This is a genomic window from Arthrobacter sp. D3-18, from assembly GCF_054408525.1.
In genome coordinates, this window is sequence record NZ_CP096440.1 from 4,040,508 (window position 1) to 4,059,495 (window position 18,988).

Annotated in this window: 20 protein-coding genes; 5 read left to right on the plus strand and 15 right to left on the minus strand. The window is 61.5% G+C overall.

The window, feature by feature from the left end; all coding sequences use genetic code 11:
* Positions 1 to 372 (plus strand): cupin domain-containing protein, encoded by a 372-nt coding sequence (locus M1D89_RS20890; protein ID WP_498646601.1) that lies wholly within the window; start codon positions 1 to 3, stop codon positions 370 to 372.
* Position 373: 1 nt separating this feature from the next.
* Positions 374 to 898, plus strand: a complete 525-nt coding sequence (locus tag M1D89_RS20895) for a flavin reductase family protein (protein ID WP_017198389.1) — start codon at positions 374 to 376, stop codon at positions 896 to 898.
* A gap of 123 nt (positions 899 to 1,021) precedes the next feature.
* Here M1D89_RS20895 and M1D89_RS20900 read toward each other — a convergent pair whose 3' ends face one another.
* From M1D89_RS20900 to M1D89_RS20930, 7 genes are all read right to left on the minus strand, one after another.
* Positions 1,022 to 1,342, minus strand: a complete 321-nt coding sequence (locus tag M1D89_RS20900; RefSeq protein WP_498646604.1) for a putative quinol monooxygenase — start codon at positions 1,340 to 1,342, stop codon at positions 1,022 to 1,024.
* A gap of 135 nt (positions 1,343 to 1,477) precedes the next feature.
* Positions 1,478 to 2,371, minus strand: a complete 894-nt coding sequence (locus tag M1D89_RS20905; protein WP_498646606.1) for a carbohydrate ABC transporter permease — start codon at positions 2,369 to 2,371, stop codon at positions 1,478 to 1,480.
* The gene (locus M1D89_RS20910) at positions 2,371 to 3,396 is read right to left on the minus strand and encodes a carbohydrate ABC transporter permease (protein WP_498646608.1); all 1,026 of its coding nucleotides are present in this window, start codon (positions 3,394 to 3,396) and stop codon (positions 2,371 to 2,373) included. The genes M1D89_RS20905 and M1D89_RS20910 overlap by 1 nt, the downstream gene beginning before the upstream one ends.
* Positions 3,393 to 4,802: an N-acetylglucosamine/diacetylchitobiose ABC transporter substrate-binding protein gene (ngcE, locus tag M1D89_RS20915; protein ID WP_091465145.1), complete on the minus strand. Its 1,410-nt coding sequence runs from the start codon at positions 4,800 to 4,802 to the stop codon at positions 3,393 to 3,395. Before ngcE ends, M1D89_RS20910 begins: the two co-directional genes overlap by 4 nt.
* Positions 4,803 to 4,978: 176 nt before the next feature.
* The gene (locus M1D89_RS20920) at positions 4,979 to 5,605 is read right to left on the minus strand and encodes a hypothetical protein (protein WP_498646611.1); all 627 of its coding nucleotides are present in this window, start codon (positions 5,603 to 5,605) and stop codon (positions 4,979 to 4,981) included.
* A gap of 95 nt (positions 5,606 to 5,700) precedes the next feature.
* On the minus strand, positions 5,701 to 6,111 hold the full coding sequence (locus M1D89_RS20925) for an MmcQ/YjbR family DNA-binding protein (RefSeq protein ID WP_498646613.1): 411 nt from the start codon (positions 6,109 to 6,111) through the stop codon (positions 5,701 to 5,703).
* Positions 6,112 to 6,160: 49 nt separating this feature from the next.
* Positions 6,161 to 6,733, minus strand: coding sequence for a polysaccharide deacetylase family protein (locus M1D89_RS20930; RefSeq protein ID WP_498646615.1), 573 nt, complete (start codon positions 6,731 to 6,733; stop codon positions 6,161 to 6,163).
* A 58-nt stretch (positions 6,734 to 6,791) separates the two neighbouring features.
* Here M1D89_RS20930 and M1D89_RS20935 point away from each other — a divergent pair, with 58 nt between their 5' ends.
* Entirely contained in the window at positions 6,792 to 7,103 is a 312-nt protein-coding gene (locus tag M1D89_RS20935) for a hypothetical protein (protein ID WP_498646617.1), read from the plus strand.
* 20 nt (positions 7,104 to 7,123) lie between these two features.
* Here the strand turns inward: M1D89_RS20935 and M1D89_RS20940 are convergent, their stop codons facing one another.
* The 7 genes from M1D89_RS20940 to M1D89_RS20970 all read right to left on the minus strand — a co-directional run bounded on the left by M1D89_RS20940 (position 7,124) and on the right by M1D89_RS20970 (position 14,205).
* Positions 7,124 to 7,549: a CoA-binding protein gene (locus M1D89_RS20940; protein WP_498646619.1), complete on the minus strand. Its 426-nt coding sequence runs from the start codon at positions 7,547 to 7,549 to the stop codon at positions 7,124 to 7,126.
* Between the two features lie 91 nt (positions 7,550 to 7,640).
* Positions 7,641 to 8,654, minus strand: coding sequence for a hypothetical protein (locus M1D89_RS20945; RefSeq protein WP_498646621.1), 1,014 nt, complete (start codon positions 8,652 to 8,654; stop codon positions 7,641 to 7,643).
* Positions 8,651 to 9,205 (minus strand): RNA polymerase sigma factor, encoded by a 555-nt coding sequence (locus tag M1D89_RS20950; protein WP_498646623.1) that lies wholly within the window; start codon positions 9,203 to 9,205, stop codon positions 8,651 to 8,653. Before M1D89_RS20950 ends, M1D89_RS20945 begins: the two co-directional genes overlap by 4 nt.
* A 368-nt stretch (positions 9,206 to 9,573) precedes the next feature.
* Positions 9,574 to 11,187: an HNH endonuclease gene (locus tag M1D89_RS20955; RefSeq protein ID WP_498646625.1), complete on the minus strand. Its 1,614-nt coding sequence runs from the start codon at positions 11,185 to 11,187 to the stop codon at positions 9,574 to 9,576.
* An 86-nt stretch (positions 11,188 to 11,273) separates the two neighbouring features.
* A complete protein-coding gene (locus tag M1D89_RS20960; protein WP_498646627.1) occupies positions 11,274 to 12,530 on the minus strand; it encodes an alpha-L-fucosidase in 1,257 nt (418 codons plus the stop codon).
* A complete protein-coding gene (locus tag M1D89_RS20965; protein ID WP_498646629.1) occupies positions 12,527 to 13,141 on the minus strand; it encodes a TetR/AcrR family transcriptional regulator in 615 nt (204 codons plus the stop codon). The genes M1D89_RS20960 and M1D89_RS20965 overlap by 4 nt, the downstream gene beginning before the upstream one ends.
* Positions 13,138 to 14,205 carry a saccharopine dehydrogenase family protein gene (locus M1D89_RS20970; RefSeq protein ID WP_498646631.1) on the minus strand — a complete coding sequence of 356 codons (1,068 nt, stop codon included), beginning with the start codon at positions 14,203 to 14,205 and terminating at the stop codon, positions 13,138 to 13,140. Before M1D89_RS20970 ends, M1D89_RS20965 begins: the two co-directional genes overlap by 4 nt.
* A gap of 86 nt (positions 14,206 to 14,291) precedes the next feature.
* On the opposite strand from M1D89_RS20970, the gene M1D89_RS20975 reads away from it, so the two are divergent.
* The gene (locus tag M1D89_RS20975) at positions 14,292 to 15,656 is read left to right on the plus strand and encodes a cytochrome P450 (protein ID WP_498646633.1); all 1,365 of its coding nucleotides are present in this window, start codon (positions 14,292 to 14,294) and stop codon (positions 15,654 to 15,656) included.
* Here M1D89_RS20975 and M1D89_RS20980 read toward each other — a convergent pair.
* Complete coding sequence (locus M1D89_RS20980; RefSeq protein ID WP_498646635.1) at positions 15,628 to 17,043, minus strand: M20/M25/M40 family metallo-hydrolase; 1,416 nt, start codon at positions 17,041 to 17,043, stop codon at positions 15,628 to 15,630. The two genes, M1D89_RS20975 and M1D89_RS20980, sit on opposite strands and share 29 nt — an antisense overlap.
* 116 nt (positions 17,044 to 17,159) lie before the next feature.
* On the opposite strand from M1D89_RS20980, the gene M1D89_RS20985 reads away from it, so the two are divergent.
* The gene (locus M1D89_RS20985; RefSeq protein ID WP_498646637.1) at positions 17,160 to 18,632 is read left to right on the plus strand and encodes an aminotransferase class I/II-fold pyridoxal phosphate-dependent enzyme; all 1,473 of its coding nucleotides are present in this window, start codon (positions 17,160 to 17,162) and stop codon (positions 18,630 to 18,632) included.
* Positions 18,633 to 18,988: the final 356 nt, after the last annotated feature.

Genomic DNA, 18,988 nt, shown 5'->3' on the forward strand with positions numbered 1-18,988 from the left:
ATGGCAAAGCCCGAAGTGGAGTTCACGCCTGTATCTTCAGTGGACTTCGCACCCTGCAATCCACACATCGAGGGCCTCTCCGAGGCCATCCTCGCCCGGGATTCGGACAACGACAGCGTCACGCGCATCCTCAAGTTCGAGCCGGGCACGGATACTTCCCCCAACGGCGTCCTCACGCACGATTTCTGGGAAGAGGTGTTCATCTTCGAAGGCTCCTTCGTAGATCAGCGCCTCGGGAAGACCTTTAAGGCCGGCGACTGGGCAACCCGACCTCCCGGAATGGAACACGGACCCTGGGTTTCCGAAGACGGCGCCAAGATGTTCGAAGTTCGCTACTACACGGATCCTGCACAAACGGAGCGGAGCAACTGACATGAGCCTGGCACCAGCCTTCACCATCCCTGATGCGATGGGGATGCGCCGTGCGATGGGGCGATTCCTCACCGGCGTTGCCGTGGTCACCACCAAGCACGACGACGAGCTGTACGGGATGACCATCAGCTCGCTGACCTCCATCAGCTTGGAACCGCCCATTCTGATGATCTCGCTGAACTTTGGCACCCGCACCGGCGAGGCCCTGATGGCAAGCGGTAAGTTCGCCGTATCCATCCTGGGTGCGAAGCAGGAGTCAGTGGCACGGCGTTTCGCCGTCCGGGGTGGGGACCGCTTCGGCGAAGGAGATTTCGACGTTACAGACAGCGGGCTTCCGGTGATCAAGGGCGCCCTGGCCCAGGCCGATTGCACGGTGGTGCAGCAGTACGACGTCGGCGATCACCAGGTGTTCTTCGGCCAGGTCACCACGTGCCGGGACCGGGACGGCGAGGTGCTGGCGTTCAAGGCCGGCCGTTTCGGCTCGTTCAGCGACTTCGGCCACGCAGAGATTCCCTGGATGTTCTGAGTAGTAGGGTCGAGCGCCTGTGCCGCCACGACCTTCTTTGAATCACAACCGCCCCCGACACGCCTCTTTGAAGGTGTGTCGGGGGCGGTTTTGGTTCCAAAGTGGGTGGATGCGGTACAGCCGCTAGTCGATGGTCAGTTCTCCCATGCGGTCCCAGCCGCTGCCTTCGAACTGGCGGCTGATGATGTGGGGAGTCTCCGCGAGGGCCTGCGGCATGTCCGCCATGGCCTTCTTGAAGTGTGCGCTGTTGACGTGGGCCTCAGCGGCGTCATCCTGGAAGGCTTCCACCAAGACGAACTCGTTGGGGTTGTCCACACTGCGGGACCAGTCGAACCACAGGTTGCCGGGCTCTTCGCGGGTCGCCTTGGTGAAGTCGGCCACCAGGTCCAGCCAGCGCTCGGACCAGTCGGGCTTGACGTTGAACTTGACCACAATAAAAATCACGGACTGCTGCCTTTCGTTGCACTACAGAATCCGTTCCATCTTTTCAGAATCAACGCACGACGGCGGCCCGCACCATGAGGTGAGGACCGCCGTCGAAGGCTGTTTTAGCTTGGTTGTACTACTTGGAGGTGCCTGTTACTTGGATGTGCCCTGCGAAACCGACCCCTGCAGCTGGCGCTGGAAGATCACGTAGACGATGAGCACCGGAATGACGGTGACGCTGACGGCCGCGAACAGCGCGCCATAGTCCACGGCGTAGCCCATCTGGCCGGCGAAGGCCGCGAGTTCCTGGGACAGGACTCGAGGACCGGCGGCGTTGATGGACACCGGAATGAGGAACTGGTTCCAGAGGCCAAGGAAGTTGAAGATGGCAACCGAGGCGAGGCCCGGCTTGGCCATGGGCAGCATCACCTGGAAGAACGTCCGCCACTCCCCTGCTCCGTCGAGGGCCGCTGCTTCAGTGATTTCGTGCGGCAGCGACTTGAAGAAGGAGAACAGGAAGAACACGGTGAACGGAAGTGCAAAGCCCACGTACACCAGGATCAGTCCCGGCAGGGTGTTCAGGAGGCCCATGTTCCTCAGGACGAAGAACAACGGCACCATGGCCAGGAAGATCGGGAAGGTCAGGCCCGCGAGCATCAAGTAGTAGATGGCCCGGCTGCCCCGGAACGTGTAGCGGGCCAGAACGTATGCGCACATGGCCCCGAGGACCATAACGATCACCAGTGCCACGGCCACTACCAGAACCGAGTTGAGGAAGGCAGATCCGATGCCTGCCTCGCTCCAGGCCTTGACGTAGTTGTCCAGCTTCCATTCACCCGGCAAGGCGAACGGCGAGGCGAAGATCTCGCTGGACGTCTTGAAGGAGGACATGAACGTCCACAGCAGCGGAAGGATGACGATGAGGGTCCAAATGGTCAGCGCGGTATGCGAGACCGCCCCCACCACTTTGTCGCCCGTGGTGGTTCCCGGGGTCCGCGGCTGGAAGTGCAGTGACTTCATTTCCGGAGTTGAGACTTTGGTAGTCATTACAGGCTCACATCCTTATCGCCGCCGGTGAGCCGGTTGACCAGGAAGACCAGTCCGGAGAAGATCAGCGTGGCAACGGCCAGCACAACGCCCATGGCGCTGGCGAGGCCGAACTGTCCCTTGCTGAATGCGGTGAAGAACAGCTGTTGCGCCATGACCAGCGTGGAGTTGTCCGGGCCACCGCCCGAGTTCAGGGCCGCCATGTAAACGAAAGCATCCAACGCCAGGATGCCCATGTAAATGTAGGCAGTCTGGATGTTGTCGCGAATCAAAGGGATGGTGATGGACACCGCGGTGCGGAAGCGACCGGCACCATCGATCCTGGCGGCCTCGAAAAGCTCGGCAGGAATGCCCTTAATACCGGCAACAAAGAGAACCATGTAAAAGCCAACAAAGCCCCAGACGATCACGAACATGGTGGCGATCATTGCGGTGTTCTTATCGCCCAGCCAGGCGAAGTCCTTGAACTGGTCAAAGCCGAGCCCGGTCAGGATGCCGTTCAGCAGGCCACCGGAGGGATCGTAGATCTGTCCCCACATGATGCCAATGGCGATCGCCGGAATCGTGTAGGGGAAGAACGACACAACCCGGTAGAAGCTGGAGTTCCGCAGGCCCTTGATCTGGCCTTTGCTGCTACCGCCAACCGTCACCAATGACGCGAGCACCAAGCTCAGGATGATGGTGATGATGGGGAGGAAGATGACCAAGAGGATGTTGTTCCCCATGGCCTTCATGAAAATGTCGTCCGTAAAGATCTTGGTGTAGTTCTCAAGGCCGATGAAGTTCTGGGTGGGCGAGAATCCGGACCAGTCCGTCAACGAATAACCGAAGGCTTGCACGAAGGGCCAAATCACGAACAACAGGTAGATCGCCAGCGGCAGTCCGAGGAAGACCGCGAAGAAGCTGACCTTGTCCCATGTCAACGGTTTCCGCCGCCGCTTAACCAACTGCTGCGGAGCCGTTGCCGGAACGACGGCGGCCAGGCCGTCGTCGTTCCGGCTCTGCTGAGTTTTCACTACAGTCACTTCACTTCGATCTTCTTGACCGAGCTGTCGTTGCGGACCTTGTCGGAGATGTTCTGCAGTGCGGAGGTGAGGGTTGCGACGTCCGATTTGCCGTCCAGGAAGCTGTTCCAGACCACCAGTTGGTCCTTGTTGGTTCCGTAGAGGTCAATGAAATTCCAAGTGAAGATGTCCTCGCCGGCGTCAGCGAGCAACTTGGTCTGAGAGACCAGCGCCGTGGAACCGAAGCCGTCGGCCGGGACAGTGTCCTTGACGATGGTGGGGGCCAGTTTGGTCTTGGCGAAGTTGGTCGCAGCTTCCTTGGACAGCATGATGCGGAGCAATTCCTTGCCGCCGGCAGCGTTCTTGCCTTGCGAGGGAACAATGAACGGCTCGCCCGCAGCGCTGTGGAGGGACGTGTAAGGCAGCTTGGAGCCTGTAGTAACCGTGGGCACGGGAGCGCCCATCATGTTGAAGCCTGCCTTGGTCTGGTCCTTCATTTCGTTTTCAATCCAGGAACCTGACGGGTAGAACACGGCCTCCTGGGCGTTGGTCCACTGAGCCTGTGCTGCCGTGAACTGGGTGCCGGAGCCACCAGGCTTGAAGAACCCTGCCTTCACGATCTTGTCCAGCGCAGTGAAGACGGACTGGATAGCCGGGTGGGACCATGAGTCGGCCGTGAGGTTCTCCAAGCCGATGCGGACTTCGTCGCCGCCTTCCTTGACTGCGGACGCGATAGCCATTTCCTGGTAGTAGGTGGCAGCTTCCTTGCCCCATACGAACAGGTACTTACCCTTGGCCTTGGCCTGCTCGCCCAAGGTGTACATCTCGTCCCAGGTCTTGGGCAGCGTCCAGCCATTTTCCTTGAGGAGGGAATCCGAGTACCACATGGCGAAGACGGTCAGCACGTAGTTCAGGGCAGCAAGCTTGCCGTCGAAGGTACCTGGAGCCAGTACGCCGGTGTACAGGGTGTCCTTGATGACCTTGCCTTCGAGGTTCTTCGCCTCCACAAGGGGGGTGAGGTCCTCGAGCTGGGCCAGGATGGTGCTGAAGCCGATGGCTTTTGCACCGGAGTTGTCGATCAGGTCCGGCGGGTTGCCACCCACGAAGCGCGGTTGGAGCTCCTGGGCAATATCCGTGGACGGGGCGATCTTGGCAGTGGAGCCCTCGTGCGTCTTTTCAAAGATCTTGCCGGCGAACTCGACATAGTCGATGCCGTAGCCGCCCTTGAAGATCACGGCGTCGAGGGTTGCTTTCTCCGCCATGCCAAACGGGTTGGTGTCGGAGACAGTGCCGGTGGGGCCGGTGGTAGTGCCGCCGCCACCTGCGGCACAGGAAGCAATGGTTCCACCCATAGGCACGAGCACTGCTGCTGCGAGTGCTCCGCGCAGGAATCCACGGCGTCCGACGGACTGGTGCTGAACGTTCATTTCTAAACCCTCCAGTGACTCGTAGTGTCGACTGTTGCGGCGGGAAAGCCGTTCAGTCAGACAGTCTGGGTAGGCGCTCTGGCAGCACCAACCTTCTGTGACATAATTCACCACGAATGATCGAAAATCAATCTTTCTTGGTAGTTTCGATCAACATTTGTCAAAGCGTGATCTTTCTACGGACCTTCTGCGAGGGCTTTTCCGCACTCCGTAATTGCCTGCCGTGCCAAGGCCCTCTGCCGCTCAGTTCCCAGTCGTTCCGCCCATTGTTCGGCCAACTGGAACTCCACCAATGCTTCCGTGAGTCGGTTTTTACCCTGCAGAAACGCACCCAGACTTGCGTGCAAAGCAATCATCCAACGCTTGGTTCGCTCATCATGGGCCGTGGACGCATATTCAAGGGCGCTACGCATCCACACTTCGGCATTGGCAGCATCTGCAACGGAGAGCATGTGCAGGGCATCGACAGCCAGGAATTCCTCACCGAGATGGTCCGCCAACTCGGCCGCCTGCTCCAAGAGCGGCACAGCCATGGCGGCCCGCCCACCGGAGTTTAGAACCCGCCCGCGCTCAAGGAGGATACGCACGCCAACAGTGGGCTCGTCGTCGTCAATTTCGTCCAGGAGGGCATCGGCTTCTTCGAAACGGCCCTGCAAACCAATGGCCCGCCCAAGCTGGGTTGCCAACTCAGCGCGCTCGTCGACGTCGTACACGTCTTCTGTCATCGCGGCGCGGAACGCTGCCTCGGAGGATGCAGGATCGCGAAAGTTCCATAGGTTGTCCAGTGTCTTCTGATCCAGCATCAAACCGCTCCTGACCAGCCAGTGGCTGAGGTCTTTAGGTATGCAGTATCAATCTAGTCCCATGTCAGCGCCGTGGGGAGGGGTTTGCGGGCGTGTCAGTTGCCCTGTGGTTTTGCCAGCCTGGCCCAGCCAAGTTGCTCCTGTTGCTTGCGGCTCAGTGTCGCCACCACCAGGTCATACGAGTCCTCCACCATGTCCCGGATCATGTCATCGGGCAGGGCGCCATCCAGGCGGACACCGTTCCAGTGGGTCTTGTTCATGTGCCAGGCGCCGGTGATTTCGGGGTTCGCTGCCCTGAGTTGTTCGGCCAGCGCGGGCTCGCATTTGAGGCTCACGGACCAGTTGTGCGGATCCATGGTGGACAACGCGAACATCTTGGCCTCCTGGCGCGAACCACCCGCGACGGCGGAACGCACCTTGAATACGGAGGTCTCGGGACCGAACGGGAAGTCTTCGAACGCACCGGGAAAGCCCAGGCAAATCTCGCGGAGGGTGGAAACATCCATGGGGAGAGCCTAGTGGCGCTCCGGGTGACGGGTCATGTGGACGCTCCGCTTACGCCACGCCCAGGAAGTCCTCCAGCAGCACCACTTCAAGTCCCGCCGCCAACTGGGCAGCGCGGAAAGCCGCGAGGTCAGCGGCGAACTCAGCCCGGAAATGCATGAGCACAATGTCACCGGGACGCAGTGAGTTGCCCACCTGGTAGTCCATCTTCCCCGCGTTCGCCTTCGCCTCCCACGTAACGATTGCCTTCATTCCTGCGTCAGCAACGGCTTGGCGCATCACGTTGGAGTACGCGCCTCCCGGCGGCCGGAAAAGCGTAGGACGGCGGCCGTAGTGCTGGAGCGCATACTCCTGCATTCCCACCATGTCGTTGAGTTGCTGCTGATAACCCCACTGCCTCACCATGTTGATGTTGTGAGTGACCGTGTGGTTCTCGATCAGGCTGCCCTGGGCTTTGAACGCGTTGAAGAAAGCCGGGTTGTCCGCGATGGTGTCCCTGGTGAGGAACAGCGACGACGGATAGTCGTATTCGGCCATGAGCTTGATGGACTCCGGCGTTTTGATGTTGCCGTCATCGATGGTCAGGAACACCACCGGGTGCTTGGTCTCGATTTTGGTGATCACCGGAGCCAGCCCACCAACGATCGGCGGCAGCTGGCAATCGGGGATAAACGTGCGGCGGATGCGTTTGGTGGCCGTCGGCGTAGGGGTTGGAGAGGGAGTTAGCGCTGGGGAAGCGGACGACGTCGGTACCTCGCCTCCGACTGCCAGCGCACCGTTCGCCCCCGACACCTCGGGCGACGCGGCAGCGCCACTGGGCGTTAGCACCGGCGTCGAACTTTCGGCTGCAGTGCACGCCGTCAATCCGGCCACCACGGAAGCGCCTAAAACACTGAAGACGGCCCGTCTGCTGGGCGTGGAAACAGGCACCGCAGAATGGCCGCCGAACATGGTTGTCCCCCAAGACTCAAAAAATGATTCAGCTGCAATCTAGCAGAGGAATCAGCGCGGCCATCACAGGCCGTAATGCCAGCCTTCACGTGCCGGGCAGGAGTTGACCACCACGTCCAGTCCGGCGTCACGTGCTCGCTGCACGGCGTCGTCGTCAAAGACGCCGAGTTGAAGCCATACAGCTTTAGCGCCGATCGCGATGGCTTGATCAATCACGGCGCCCACCAGTTGGGAGTTAACGAAGCAGTCAACAACATCAATGGGGTGCCTAGCCTCAGGGATGTCTGCCAAGGATTTATAACCCTTTTCGCCGTGCACATCCTCGCCCTTGAGGTTGATGGGGATGATCTCCATGCCCATTTTGTCCCGGACATACAGGGAGACATCGTACGCAGAGCGCCACTGGTTGGTGCTGAGGCCAACGATGGCCCAGGTGCCTTTTGTTCGCATCAACCGCTCGACGACGGCCGGATCGTTGACATGCATCATGGCCCCCAGCCTACTCCCGGCCCTCCACGAGCAGGTTTGCCGAAGATTCTGCACGGTGCGGGGTTTCCTTCAGGCGGCGGCTGGTCCTTTCCTAGCGTCGGTCGCCGTGCTTAAGCCACTGCTTCCAGTTGTCCGTGACCGTCCTTAACTGTTCCTCGGTCAGTTGCTTGCCCGTCAGTTGCTTGCCCAAAACGGGAGGCACGTGTCCGGGCTTGATGGCGTCCGATCCAGGCAAAGCGGGCGCCGGCTTCCCGGCACCTTGCAGTGACGCATCAGGCTTAGCGGACTGCTGCTTCTCCGCCTTGATCGGGGCGGGCTTTGCCTGCGGGTTCGGCGTGGCCAGGTTTGGCGTGACATGGCCCGGCGTGGTGTTGCCCGGCGTGGTGTTGCCCGGCGTGGTGTTGCCCGGTGTGGCAAGGTTTGGCGTGGCACTGCCCGGCGTGGCATGACCCGGCGTTGAGCCACTCTGGACGGGGCTGGCCGCCGCCGGCGTTTCGTGGCTTGTGGCGGGATCGGGGGCTGCGAGCACATCCTGTGCCTGCGCCTGCGCCTGCGCCTGTGCCTGTGCCTGTGCCGTTTCCGTGGGAGCAGCGTCGTTAGGCACGGGTATAGACGTGGCGGCCGGGATCGACGGAATCGCCGCAGGATCCACAACGAGAGCAGGTTCCGTGCTGATTCGCGGGGCGTCGGGAATCGGCAGTACCGGCGCGGCCACTGGCTGCGGCCGGACATTGTCCAGAAGTTCATCAATGAAGGAAGGATTCCGGGTGAAGCCGGAACTTGCTGCGGCAACACCACTGACACCGAGGCCCATCGCTGCCACCACGGCTACGCTCACTACGGCGGTGCGGTGTTTGTGCCTCCAGCGACGTTTGGAGACTTCATCATGCGGACCAGCCAGCATGGCGGAAAGCTCCGCACCCGGAGTTGGGGCTGCAAGGTTGGCGAAGGAACCCAGTGAGAGGAGCGCCTGCCGGACGCCGGACGTGGCGCCGACATCCGTGGCATCGACTTCAGTGGCATCGACATTAGTGCCGTTGGCGGCATCGGCATCGAGCAGCAGCTCATCCACGATTGCTTCGCGTTCGCTGTCCCTATTTGTCATGGCGACACGTATTCCTTTACTGCCGAGTGCTCACGGAGTGCATTGAGTGCCCGCCGCTGCAGTTGTTTCACTGCCCCGGCGGATTTCCCCATGATTTCGGCAACCTGCTCAACGGTTAGGCCTGCCACGATTCGAAGCGTCAAGACCTCCCGCTGGTCGTCACCAAGGTAATCCAGAAGTTTCATGACCTCTTTAGGTGCCAAAAGGCCCATGGCTTCCGCCTCCGCGGAACTCGCTTCCCGGGTATCCCGCTCCGGCTCAAACTCGTGGTGTTCAGGTGCCCTGCTTTGCTTCCGGTGCTCATCCACCATGCGGGCATGAGCCACCGAGAAAATGAAGGTCCGGAGGCCATTAACTCCGCCGCTGATGTCGTCCAGCCGGGGCAAGACAGCCAGGAACACATCCTGGGTGATTGCCTCCGGGTCTGACACACCTTTGGCCGTCAGGTAGCCGAGAACCTGACCGGCATACGTCTGGTAGACGGCGCCGAACAGTTCCGCGTTATTGCCCTTGAGTGCATGTAGCGCTTCATCGGTCAATGCGTCGGTCACAGAATGAGGCTTTCGATCGGCGGCAGGTCCGTGCTTGGGCCTGGACATCCGCCTTGTCACCAACGGACGACCCCACCAAGGGTAACTGCTCTCACCGCCCTTCCGTAGAAGGACCCGCTCTCCCGACAAACTCCCCGGAGACCAAACTCCCCCGAGACAAGGAAGAACCGAGCTGGAACATGATGGGGGACAAATTCCAGCTCGGCCCTTTCAAAGACGTAATCGTCGCGGCACACCAAAGGGTTACGCGGGGGTACGAACTTTTTTCAAAATTTTCTGCAGGCGCATTGAGGTGGGCAGAAATGAAACTCCGGGCAGGCACCAACCAGCCTCCGGGCAGGCAACACCAAGGCATCTACGGCGGGTTTCTACGTTCTGGAGGGGCGGTGTCCGGGCAGGGGTGGGGCTTTCGATTGGTAGGTGTGCCCGGTGGGTGTGCTGACTTCCAGGGTGTGGATCCCCCCGTGCACGTCAGCATGTACGGTTTTGGTGGTCCAGCCGGGGTTTTCCTTGATGTGGTTACACGCCTCGCACAACCCTGCACCGTTGGCGAGGTTCGATTTCCCTCCGGAACGCCACGGAACCACATGGTCGATATGCCGGATGGGTGCGTCGCAGTACGGCGTGCGGCAGGTATCGTCGCGGGTTTCGATGAAACGCCGGAGCCTTGTCGGGAAGAGTCGGGCTTTGGAGTCCAGGCTCAGGAGCTCGCCACTGGCCGGCGCGGTGTAGAGCCGGCGAAGCCAGACAGTGAGCTCTGCATCCGGCGTTCCCGCGTGATCTTGGCCGGTTCGCCCCGGGCCGGAGGCCGGGTTCGCCACTGTCTGTCCCAAGGTTGCGGCCTGTTCCAGGGTTGCGGTCTGTTCCAGGGTTGCGGTCTGTTCCGGGGTTGCGGTCTGTTCCGGGGTTGCGGTCTGTTCCGGGGTTGCGGCTTGCCCCGAACAGAGAAGTTCCCTTGCCCACTCTCCGGGGACGATTCCGTAGCCCTTGAGCCGAGCCGGTTCACTGTCACCTTGGAACAGGGTGCGGTCGGTCATGACGAGGTCCAGGTTGATCCCCGAGACCCCGCCCGGCGTGCCGGTGACCCGTTCGACCAAAGTGTCGGCCATGACCTGACCCCGCGTAGGGACAACACCAGACCCCGCATCACCGCTGGATCCCGCGTCACCGCTGGAACGGGCCGAATCAGCCGCATGGCACAGGGCAGCGTAAACAGCCACGCCTTGGGCGACCGGCAACAGGGCAGTCAGGTAAGTCATCGTGTCCGGCGCCGGGCGCAGGCTCACCATCCGCTCAGCCGCGGCCCGGCTCGCACGCCCGGCCACCGACCGCGGATCCCGCCGATACGCCGCAGCCTTCGCCGCCGCAACAATCGCCTTATCGCCCTTCCCGTCAAAGAACCCGGTATCGGCGGCGAGCTCCTCATCCACCGCACACCGGTCCTCAACAGACAAACACGCCGTCTCCTTCACCAAAAGCGTGGCCCGCCACTCGTTCAACCGCCCCGACTTCAGAGCCGCCAACGTCCGCGGCATCTCCAGCACAAGAGCCTTCGCCAAACCCAGCAACCGGGACCCACGATTCGGCGACTCCCGCCTCGCCAACGCCACCTGAGCACCCACACCCTGGCCCCGCTCCGAGGCAGGGACACCGGCCTCGGCCTGCTCAGCACGCTGGGCAAGATCAAAAGCCACAGCAACCCGCGCCTGCAAAGCGGTAATGGCCGACTTCATCTCCTCCAAAACCCGCAACTGCTCAACCAGGTCCCCACTCACGGAGCCGGCCTGAACCGCGCCAGGCTGAACAGGACCCGCCGGGGCCGTACCGGGCTTGCCAGAGTCGCCAAGGCCTGGACTGGCCAGCCCCACAGCGCGCGCCTCGTTAGCCCGCGGAGGGACCCGAGGCGTCCGGCCGGGAGACGAGGCAGTAACAGCGGCATGCGCCACCCCTGCACCCGCCTGCCTCTCCCCAATTCGCTCCATTCCCTAACTCTCGCTGCAGGCACCGACATTATTAGCCGCCCGGCAAGCGGCCACGGCAATTCGGGGGTACAGGTGGGAATGGAGAATTATTCCGGCGCGTCCGTTGGAGCTTCGTAGCCTTCGGGGATCGCCGGCACTCCAGCCTCCAACGCACCGCCATAAACCCGCGCGGAGACCAGGCATCCGCCGTCGCCCGAGAACTTCACGTGCAGCTCTGATGCAGTAACAGCCGTCAGCTGGTGGATCCGCCGGTTGCCCACAGTCATCCCGTCAACAACATTGACGCCATCAGAGGACACCACATGACGGGTGATCCGTTGCCCGGAACGTAAGTCCTCCACCAGCTCCAGATGGTTGAACGTGACCGGAGCCGGGAAACTCAGGGTCGCTCCGCCGTCGTGATTTTCAACCGACGCTTCCACAACCCCCGAGAGACGACGATCCAATTCAGCCTTCCATTCCTTGAGCCTCGCGGAATCCTCCTCCGGAATGAGTCCACGGGTATCAGGAGGCAGGTTCAGCAGGAGGTTCGCACCCATTCCCACCGATTGGTAATAGATGGCGAGCAGGTGCTCCACGGATTTCGGTTCGTCGTCCGCATGCCAGAACCAGCCGCGACGGATGGAGACATCGCATTCAGGCGGCAAGTAGTGTTCCGTAGGCAGCCCGGAGCTGGAGTCCGTGTACTGGGTGTCCGACGTACGGTTCACAACGTAGTCCACGGGATCGGACGCCAATCCGTTCTCGTTACCTACCCAGCGAATGGTTGGTTGGCCCATGTTGAAGATCATGGCGTCGGGCTGGTGTTCCTTAACAACAGCGATGATCCGGTCCCAGTCATACTCACGACCCACGGAGCCCGCGCCGTCGAACCACAATTCCATGAGCGGACCGTAGCCCGTGCAGAGTTCCGTGAGTTGCTGGACGTAGAAATCGTCGTACGCGGCGGGGTCGCCATAACAGTCAGCATTGCGGTCCCACGGGGACAGGTAGAGACCCAGACCGATTCCCTGCTGCGCACAGGCGTCCGCGACTTCGCGGACGACGTCCCCTTCCCCGGCGCGCCACGGCGAGGATGTCACTGAATAGTCAGTGGTTGCCGTCGGCCAAAGACAGAATCCGTCGTGGTGCTTGGCGGTCAGGATCAGGTACCTCGCGCCTGCCTCTTTCGCCGTGCGGACCCAGCTGCCGGCGTCGAGTTCTGTCGGGTTAAAACCCGACGCCGGAATGGTGCCGTCGCTCCACTCCTTGCCGGCAAAGGTGTTGATGCCAAAGTGGATAAAGACGCCGAACTCCAGCTGCTGCCAGCGGAGTTGGGCCGGAGTTGGCACAAACTGATTCACTGCGCGGGCTCCTGTCCGTGGATCAACCATTGTGCCGTGCGGATAATGGCTTCGTCGCCGGGCTCAGTTCGCAGGCCGCCAATGTCCGAGCGTGTCACAGCCGCCCCCTCGAAGAGACTTACGATCGCGGCAGCCACACCCTGGAGTTCCGGTTCCGGTAAGTCCGGTCTCCCCCGCCGCACAACGCCGCCCACATGGGCCGCGTACTGCGCATAGAAGCTCCTCAGCGCACTCGCCGCTTGCTGATCCGCGGAGGCCAACGCCCAGATCTCGACGTGCATCTTCACGTCCTCAAGGGCTGAATGTTCATGCAGCAGCGCCGTCAGGAGCCGACGCGAATCATCCCGGGTCAGGCCTTCAACCGAGCCTGCTCCAAGGTCGAGCCCGGACTCCTCCGCAAGCCGCTGCAACGAGCGCTCCAGGCTTCGCTCTAGGACCGCCCGGATCAGGTCTGCCCGCGTAGGAAAGTAGTGCTGCAAGTGCCCGATCCGTACTCCGGCAGCTGCGGCGAAGTCCCGCATTGCCGCGTTGGCGTTGCCCTTGGTGATCAGAACTTCTTCCGCAGCGTCAAGGAGCGCCGCCTTTCGCAGGGCGCCCTTGCTTTCGGTCATGACCTCAATATTGTCACACCGTGTGATTCAAGTTCCGCGAGCCGGGACACAGGATCCGGTGCGGATTCGGGGAATGAAACGCCGGCCCTCGCGCCCTCTGCAAGCACTGTGTGCAGACCCAGCAACCCACCCAGCGCGGTCAAATGCGCCTGGCCCTGCGGATCGGAAATAACCGCAGTTCGTGTTCCGGCCGGACCTTTCACATCAATGAGTAGATGTGCCGTTCCACCTGAGCCGGGTGAATACAGCAACGAGCGACGCAGCGACGCCCACCGTTCCCCGCTACCCCAGCGGAACAGACCCACCGCACGCGCGGCGAGCAACGCCGTCGTGGATGTATTGGAACTGAACCCGATCCGGGTTGCCACCGATCCCGCTCCTACAGTCAGTGGCAACGTGAATTGTTCAGGCGTGTCGAGCCGCGCCACTTTGGTGCGATGCCCGCCAACGTCCACCCAGCGCGCGTCAGTCAGGGGGCGTACGACGGCGGCCTTACCGCCTTTGCGTGCTTCAAAGTCCAGTCCCAGCCGGTCCATGAAGTCCACTGAATCGGCTCCTGCCTGATCGTTGATGTCGTAACGGGTTGCGACGTCGATCGTGTCCCCGCCGCCCGCGTCCTGGGCCAAAGCTGCTGCGACGATGTTGGTGACCCCGCCCATCCAGCCCGAGCTAAGCAGTACAGGAGCAGTTGGCCGCAGGAGGGTGGCCTGCGTGACTGCCCGGGTGACGCGGCTGGTCCAACGGGTGACGTCAACATACGGAATGCCGGCGCCGACGGCAGCGCGAAGAACCCTGTCATCGGGATCGTTGACTGCGCTGATGACTGCCCTGACCTTGGCGGTAAACGGCTCCGGCTGGTTGAGGTCCCACTTCTGCACTGTCACTTTTTGTTGCTGGCCGGGAACCTTGCCGCCGATCAAATGGCCGCCGCGATCAGGGTTCCTCCCCGTCAGCAGCAAGGGCCAGTCTGGTGCGGCGAGGCGGGTTAGCGCCGTTCCGACGGTGCCGTAGCCACCGACGATCAGGACGGGACCGGTGGTATCGAGTTCGAGGAAGTCGTTCATGGAATCACTCTAGGTCATATGACCTATTTTCACAGTCAATCCTTGGAAGTCAGGGATCGCTTGAAAAAGATAAGTATGCTTAGGACATGAGTAAGCATGCCTCATTACCGAAAGCTTCGGTGCTGGACACTATGGCTTTCCTCGCCGACGTCTTCCTGCCAACTGTGGCAAAGGGTCCCATCAAGCGCCGACCGCGAATGGAAGCCGCCTCTGAACGGTTCCGGCTGGACGGGAGGGCGATCTCGCGGATGCGGAAGTTGCGGCTTAAGTATCCCGAGGGGCCCCTACTTCTCCGATTGCCGCTCCGGGACCAAGCCGTGGCCCTCAGACCCTCCGAAGTCCATACGATCCTCGAGAACTCCCCCGAACCTTTCTCACCTGCCAGCAGTGAAAAACGCGGAGCCTTGGCCCACTTTGAACCCCGGAATGTGCTGATCTCCGCAGGCCCTGAACGATCCGTCCGGCGGGCACTTCAGGAACAAGCCCTGGACACGGAAAGCCCTGTTCATCGCTTTGCGGACCACTTCCTCCCCGTCATCCGGGAGGAGATAGAACAGCTTTTGGCCGGGCTTCCGGCGGAGGAGCAACTCGATTGGGAAAGGTTCTCCGCCGCCTGGGAGCGCATAGTCCGGCGCGTAGTCTTCGGCACTGACGCTGCGGACGACGTCGAACTAACCCGCAAACTGGCACGCCTGCGCAAGGATGCCAACTGGTCTGCGCTAAAACCTATGCGAAACAGAACACGAACAGCCTTCCTGTCAGCAGTTCGGGAAAGGATGCTGGCCGCCGAGCCCGGCAGCCTCGCGCACACTCTGAAGGATCATGATCCATCCGCAACGGCCGCACCCGTGGACCAGATCCCCCAATGGCTTTTCGCATTTGATCCGGCCGGGATGGCCACCTTCCGCACGCTCGCCCTTTTGGCCTCCCACCGGGACCAGCTTGGGAGGGCAACGCAGGAGCTGGATGAGGATACGTCCGGGCGCAAACACCTGCCCTACCTCAGGGCATGTGTCCTGGAATCACTTCGGCTTTGGCCCACAACGCCCATGATCCTGCGCCAAACCACCCGGGAGGTCAGGTGGGCAGAGGGAATCATGCCCATTAAGTGCGGCGTCCTGGTTTTTGCGCCGTATTTCAACAGGGACAGCCAGCTACTTCCCGACGCCGATCGGTTTCGCCCGGAGTTGTGGCTGAGTCAAGGCGTCGAACAGGGCCAGGGTCCTGACCAGGGCAAGGATTGGGCTCTGGTCCCCTTTAGCGAAGGACCAGTCCGTTGCCCCGGCCGCCAGCTCGTCCTGCTGCTGACCAGTGCCGCCCTTGCCCAGTTCATTGAGCGCACTGATTTTCGGCTCACCGATCCCGGACGGCTGGGCCCTCACACCAATCTTCCTGCCAACCTCAACCCGTTCTCGCTCCGGTTCACAGTCCGGAGGAAAGATGCGAGGTGAACTGCAACTGCGCCAGAAAGAGCGCTTCCGCTAATATCGCGTTCCTGAGTTCGCCCAGGTGGACCGATTCGTTGGCGCCGTGGGCACGGGAGTCGGGGTCTTCCGCCCCGGTGATGAGGATGGAACAGTCGGGCTGCTGTTCGGCGAGCGCCGCGGCAAAGGGTATTGATCCGCCAACGCCCATCATGACGGCGTCTGAGCCCCAGGCTGCTTCCAAGGACCAGAGGGTTGCCTGGACCATCGGATCATCGGAGGTAACGGTGAAGGGTTTGCTCCGCGCTCCCGGAATGAACGTCATTTCCGCACCAAAAGGGGTGTGCCGTGCTGCGTGCCGCCGTACTGCTTCCATAGCTTGGTGGGGGTCGCTGCCCGGAGGCAGCCGGAGACTGAACTTCACGGAGGCTTCCGGCAGCAGAACATTACCCGCCGTCGCTATCGGTTGGGCATCCAGGCCTACGAAGGAGAGCGCAGGCTTGGTCCACAGCCGGGAAGTGAGTGACCCACTGCCCGCCAGTTCCACCCCTGTGAGAACGCCTGCATCACGCCTGAACACGTCCTGATCCATATCCGGCCCGCTTCCGGAACGTGAAACCAACCCCTCTACCGCTACAGCTCCGTCGTCGTCATGAAAGCTGGCCATGAGCTTCGCCAACACGGTCAATGCATCCAGCACCGGGCCGCCATAGGTTCCGGAATGCAGTGCATGGTCAAGGACTCGAACCCGGATGATGCCGTCCACCAAGCCCCTCAGGCTGGCCGTGAGAGCTGGCGTACCTACCTTCCAACTCCCCGAATCTGCCACGATGGCCGCCTCTGCACTGAGCTCACTCCTGTAGTCCTCCAACATCCCGGCCAGTGTTGGCGATCCCGCTTCTTCCTCTCCCTCAATGAAAATGGTGAGGCCGAGACCGTGCCGCGACCCGAGTGCCGCGTCCACCGCTTGGACGGCTGCGAGGTGCATGACGATGCCCGCCTTGTCATCGGCTACGCCACGCCCGAAGAGGCGGCCACCGCGCTCAACTGGCTCAAACGGCGGAGTCGCCCAGGCTTCGTTTGGACCGGACGGTTGCACATCATGATGGGCGTAGAGCAAGACCATGGGAAATCCCGGCGCCGCAGATCGCTTGGCCAACACGGCGGGTGCACCGGGGAGGCCTCCGTCCCCCAAGCTACGAACGATGCGCGCATCTGGAAAGCCCGCTCTCTGGAAGAGTTCACGGACCTGGGCAGCGCTCAGTTCCAACAGCTCCCGGTCAAAGCCTGGCCATGCCGCTCCCGGGATTTTGACCAATTCCCTCAGCGCCTCAATGCACACGGCCATCTTCGAGTCCACAGCTGTGGCGATTGCATCCACAGTGGTCTGCGGTAGTTGCCGTTGGAGCGTCATTTTGTGATTCACCTTGCCGCTTGAGGGGTACGAAGAAGAAGAGTTCGATGAATGGATTGCAAGTTTACTTACTTCCCCAAGCATGTACTTTCCAACCGCGAGGAATGGAGGACACCATGGACCAAAGTGAAGCCCCACTATTGGATGCATTGGCCGAGTACCACCGACTCAACCGGTATGGCTTCACCCCGCCTGGCCACCGCCAGGGACGCGGCGCCGATTCCCGGACCTTGGAGATCATGGGCTCCGACCCCTTCCGTTCCGATGTCCTTTCCACTGCAGGTTTGGACGATCGCAAGTCCTCGGGCGGATACCTTAGCAAAGCCGAGGAACTCATGGCCGAGGCTGTGGGGGCCGACAAGGCGTTCTTTTCAACCTGCGGCAGTTCCCTCTCAGTCAAGGCGTCCATCCTCGCCGTGACCAAAGGCAACGGCGACCTGCTGATCGGGCGCGACGCACACAAGTCCGTGGTGGCCGGAATCATTCTGTCCGGACTGCAGCCGCGCTGGATCCGTCCACAGTGGGACCGTGACCTGCACATCGCTCATCCGCCATCCCCTGAAGAGGTGGAAAAGATGTGGCAGCGCTATCCGGATGCCGCTGCAGCGCTCATCACGAGTCCGACTCCTTACGGGACATGTGCGGACATCCAAAAAATCGCTGAAATCTGCCACTCCCATGGAAAGCCACTGATCATCGATGAAGCCTGGGGCGCGCATTTACCGTTCCACGATCGGCTCCCTACATGGGCGATGGATGCCGGCGCCGACATTTGCGTGGTCAGTGTCCACAAGATGGGCATGGGATTCGAGCAGGGGTCCATCTACCACCTCCAGGGAGACCTGGTGGATCCGGTACGACTGAGCCAGTGCGCGGACCTGCTCTCCACCACCAGTGCCAATGTGATGATCTATGCGGCAATCGATGCTTGGCGCAGGCAAATGGTGCAGGAAGGGCAGGGTCTGCTGGAGAAGGCACTGACCCTTGCCGACAGCGTCCGAGGCGACATTGATGCCATGGACGGACTGCACGTCTTGGGGCCGGAACTCATCAAGGATGAGGCATCCCACGATTTTGATCCGCTGCACGTCCTGATAGACGTGGGCGAGCTGGGTATCAGCGGATATCAGGCCGCGGACTGGTTGCGCACTACCTGCCGAATCGACGTCGGCCTCAATGACCACCGCCGCATCGAGGCAACCCTGTCCCAGTCCGACGACGAAGAAACCACCGAGCGCTTGTTGGCGGGCCTGCGTCAACTCATCGATGCCGCTCCGCAGATGCCGGAACCATCAAAGGTCCAGCTACCGGAACCGGAAGACTTGGAGATGGAAACTGTTGTGCTCCCCCGGGATGCTTTTTTCGGTCCCGTGGAAAACGTGCCTGCCGAAGAGGCTGCTGGTCGTATCGCGGCGGAACAACTTACGCCCTATCCTCCAGGTGTTCCGGCAATCCTGCCCGGCGAAAAGATCAACGCGGCTGTGGTTGATTACCTACGGACAGGCGTCGCAGCGGGAATGGTCCTTCCGGATCCAGCAGACCCATCGGTCAAAACCATCAGGGTGGTGGCGCACCAGCGGGACAAGTAGCCCACCATATCCTCCAGGTGATGAAGCGGGCACTGTGGCGGATGAGAAACCGGGAGTAGGCTGCTGGTATCTGCCGGAGCAATACCCTGAGTACGCAAAGGAGAGATCGTGACACTGCCTCCAACCCACGAGCCCGAGCCATTTCCCCCGGATCCCGGACCTGTCCCACCGCCGCCGGATCCCACTACGCCGTTCCCGCCGAGCCCCATTCCGGACCCGAATCCCACCCCCGGCCCGTCTCCCGTTCCTGACCCCGGCCCCGTTCCACCGCACCCCGATCCGACTCACTAGCCGGGCCATTTCAACGCGGCGCGTCCCCACACCAAAGAAATAGTCAGTAGGCTTATGTTTGATCA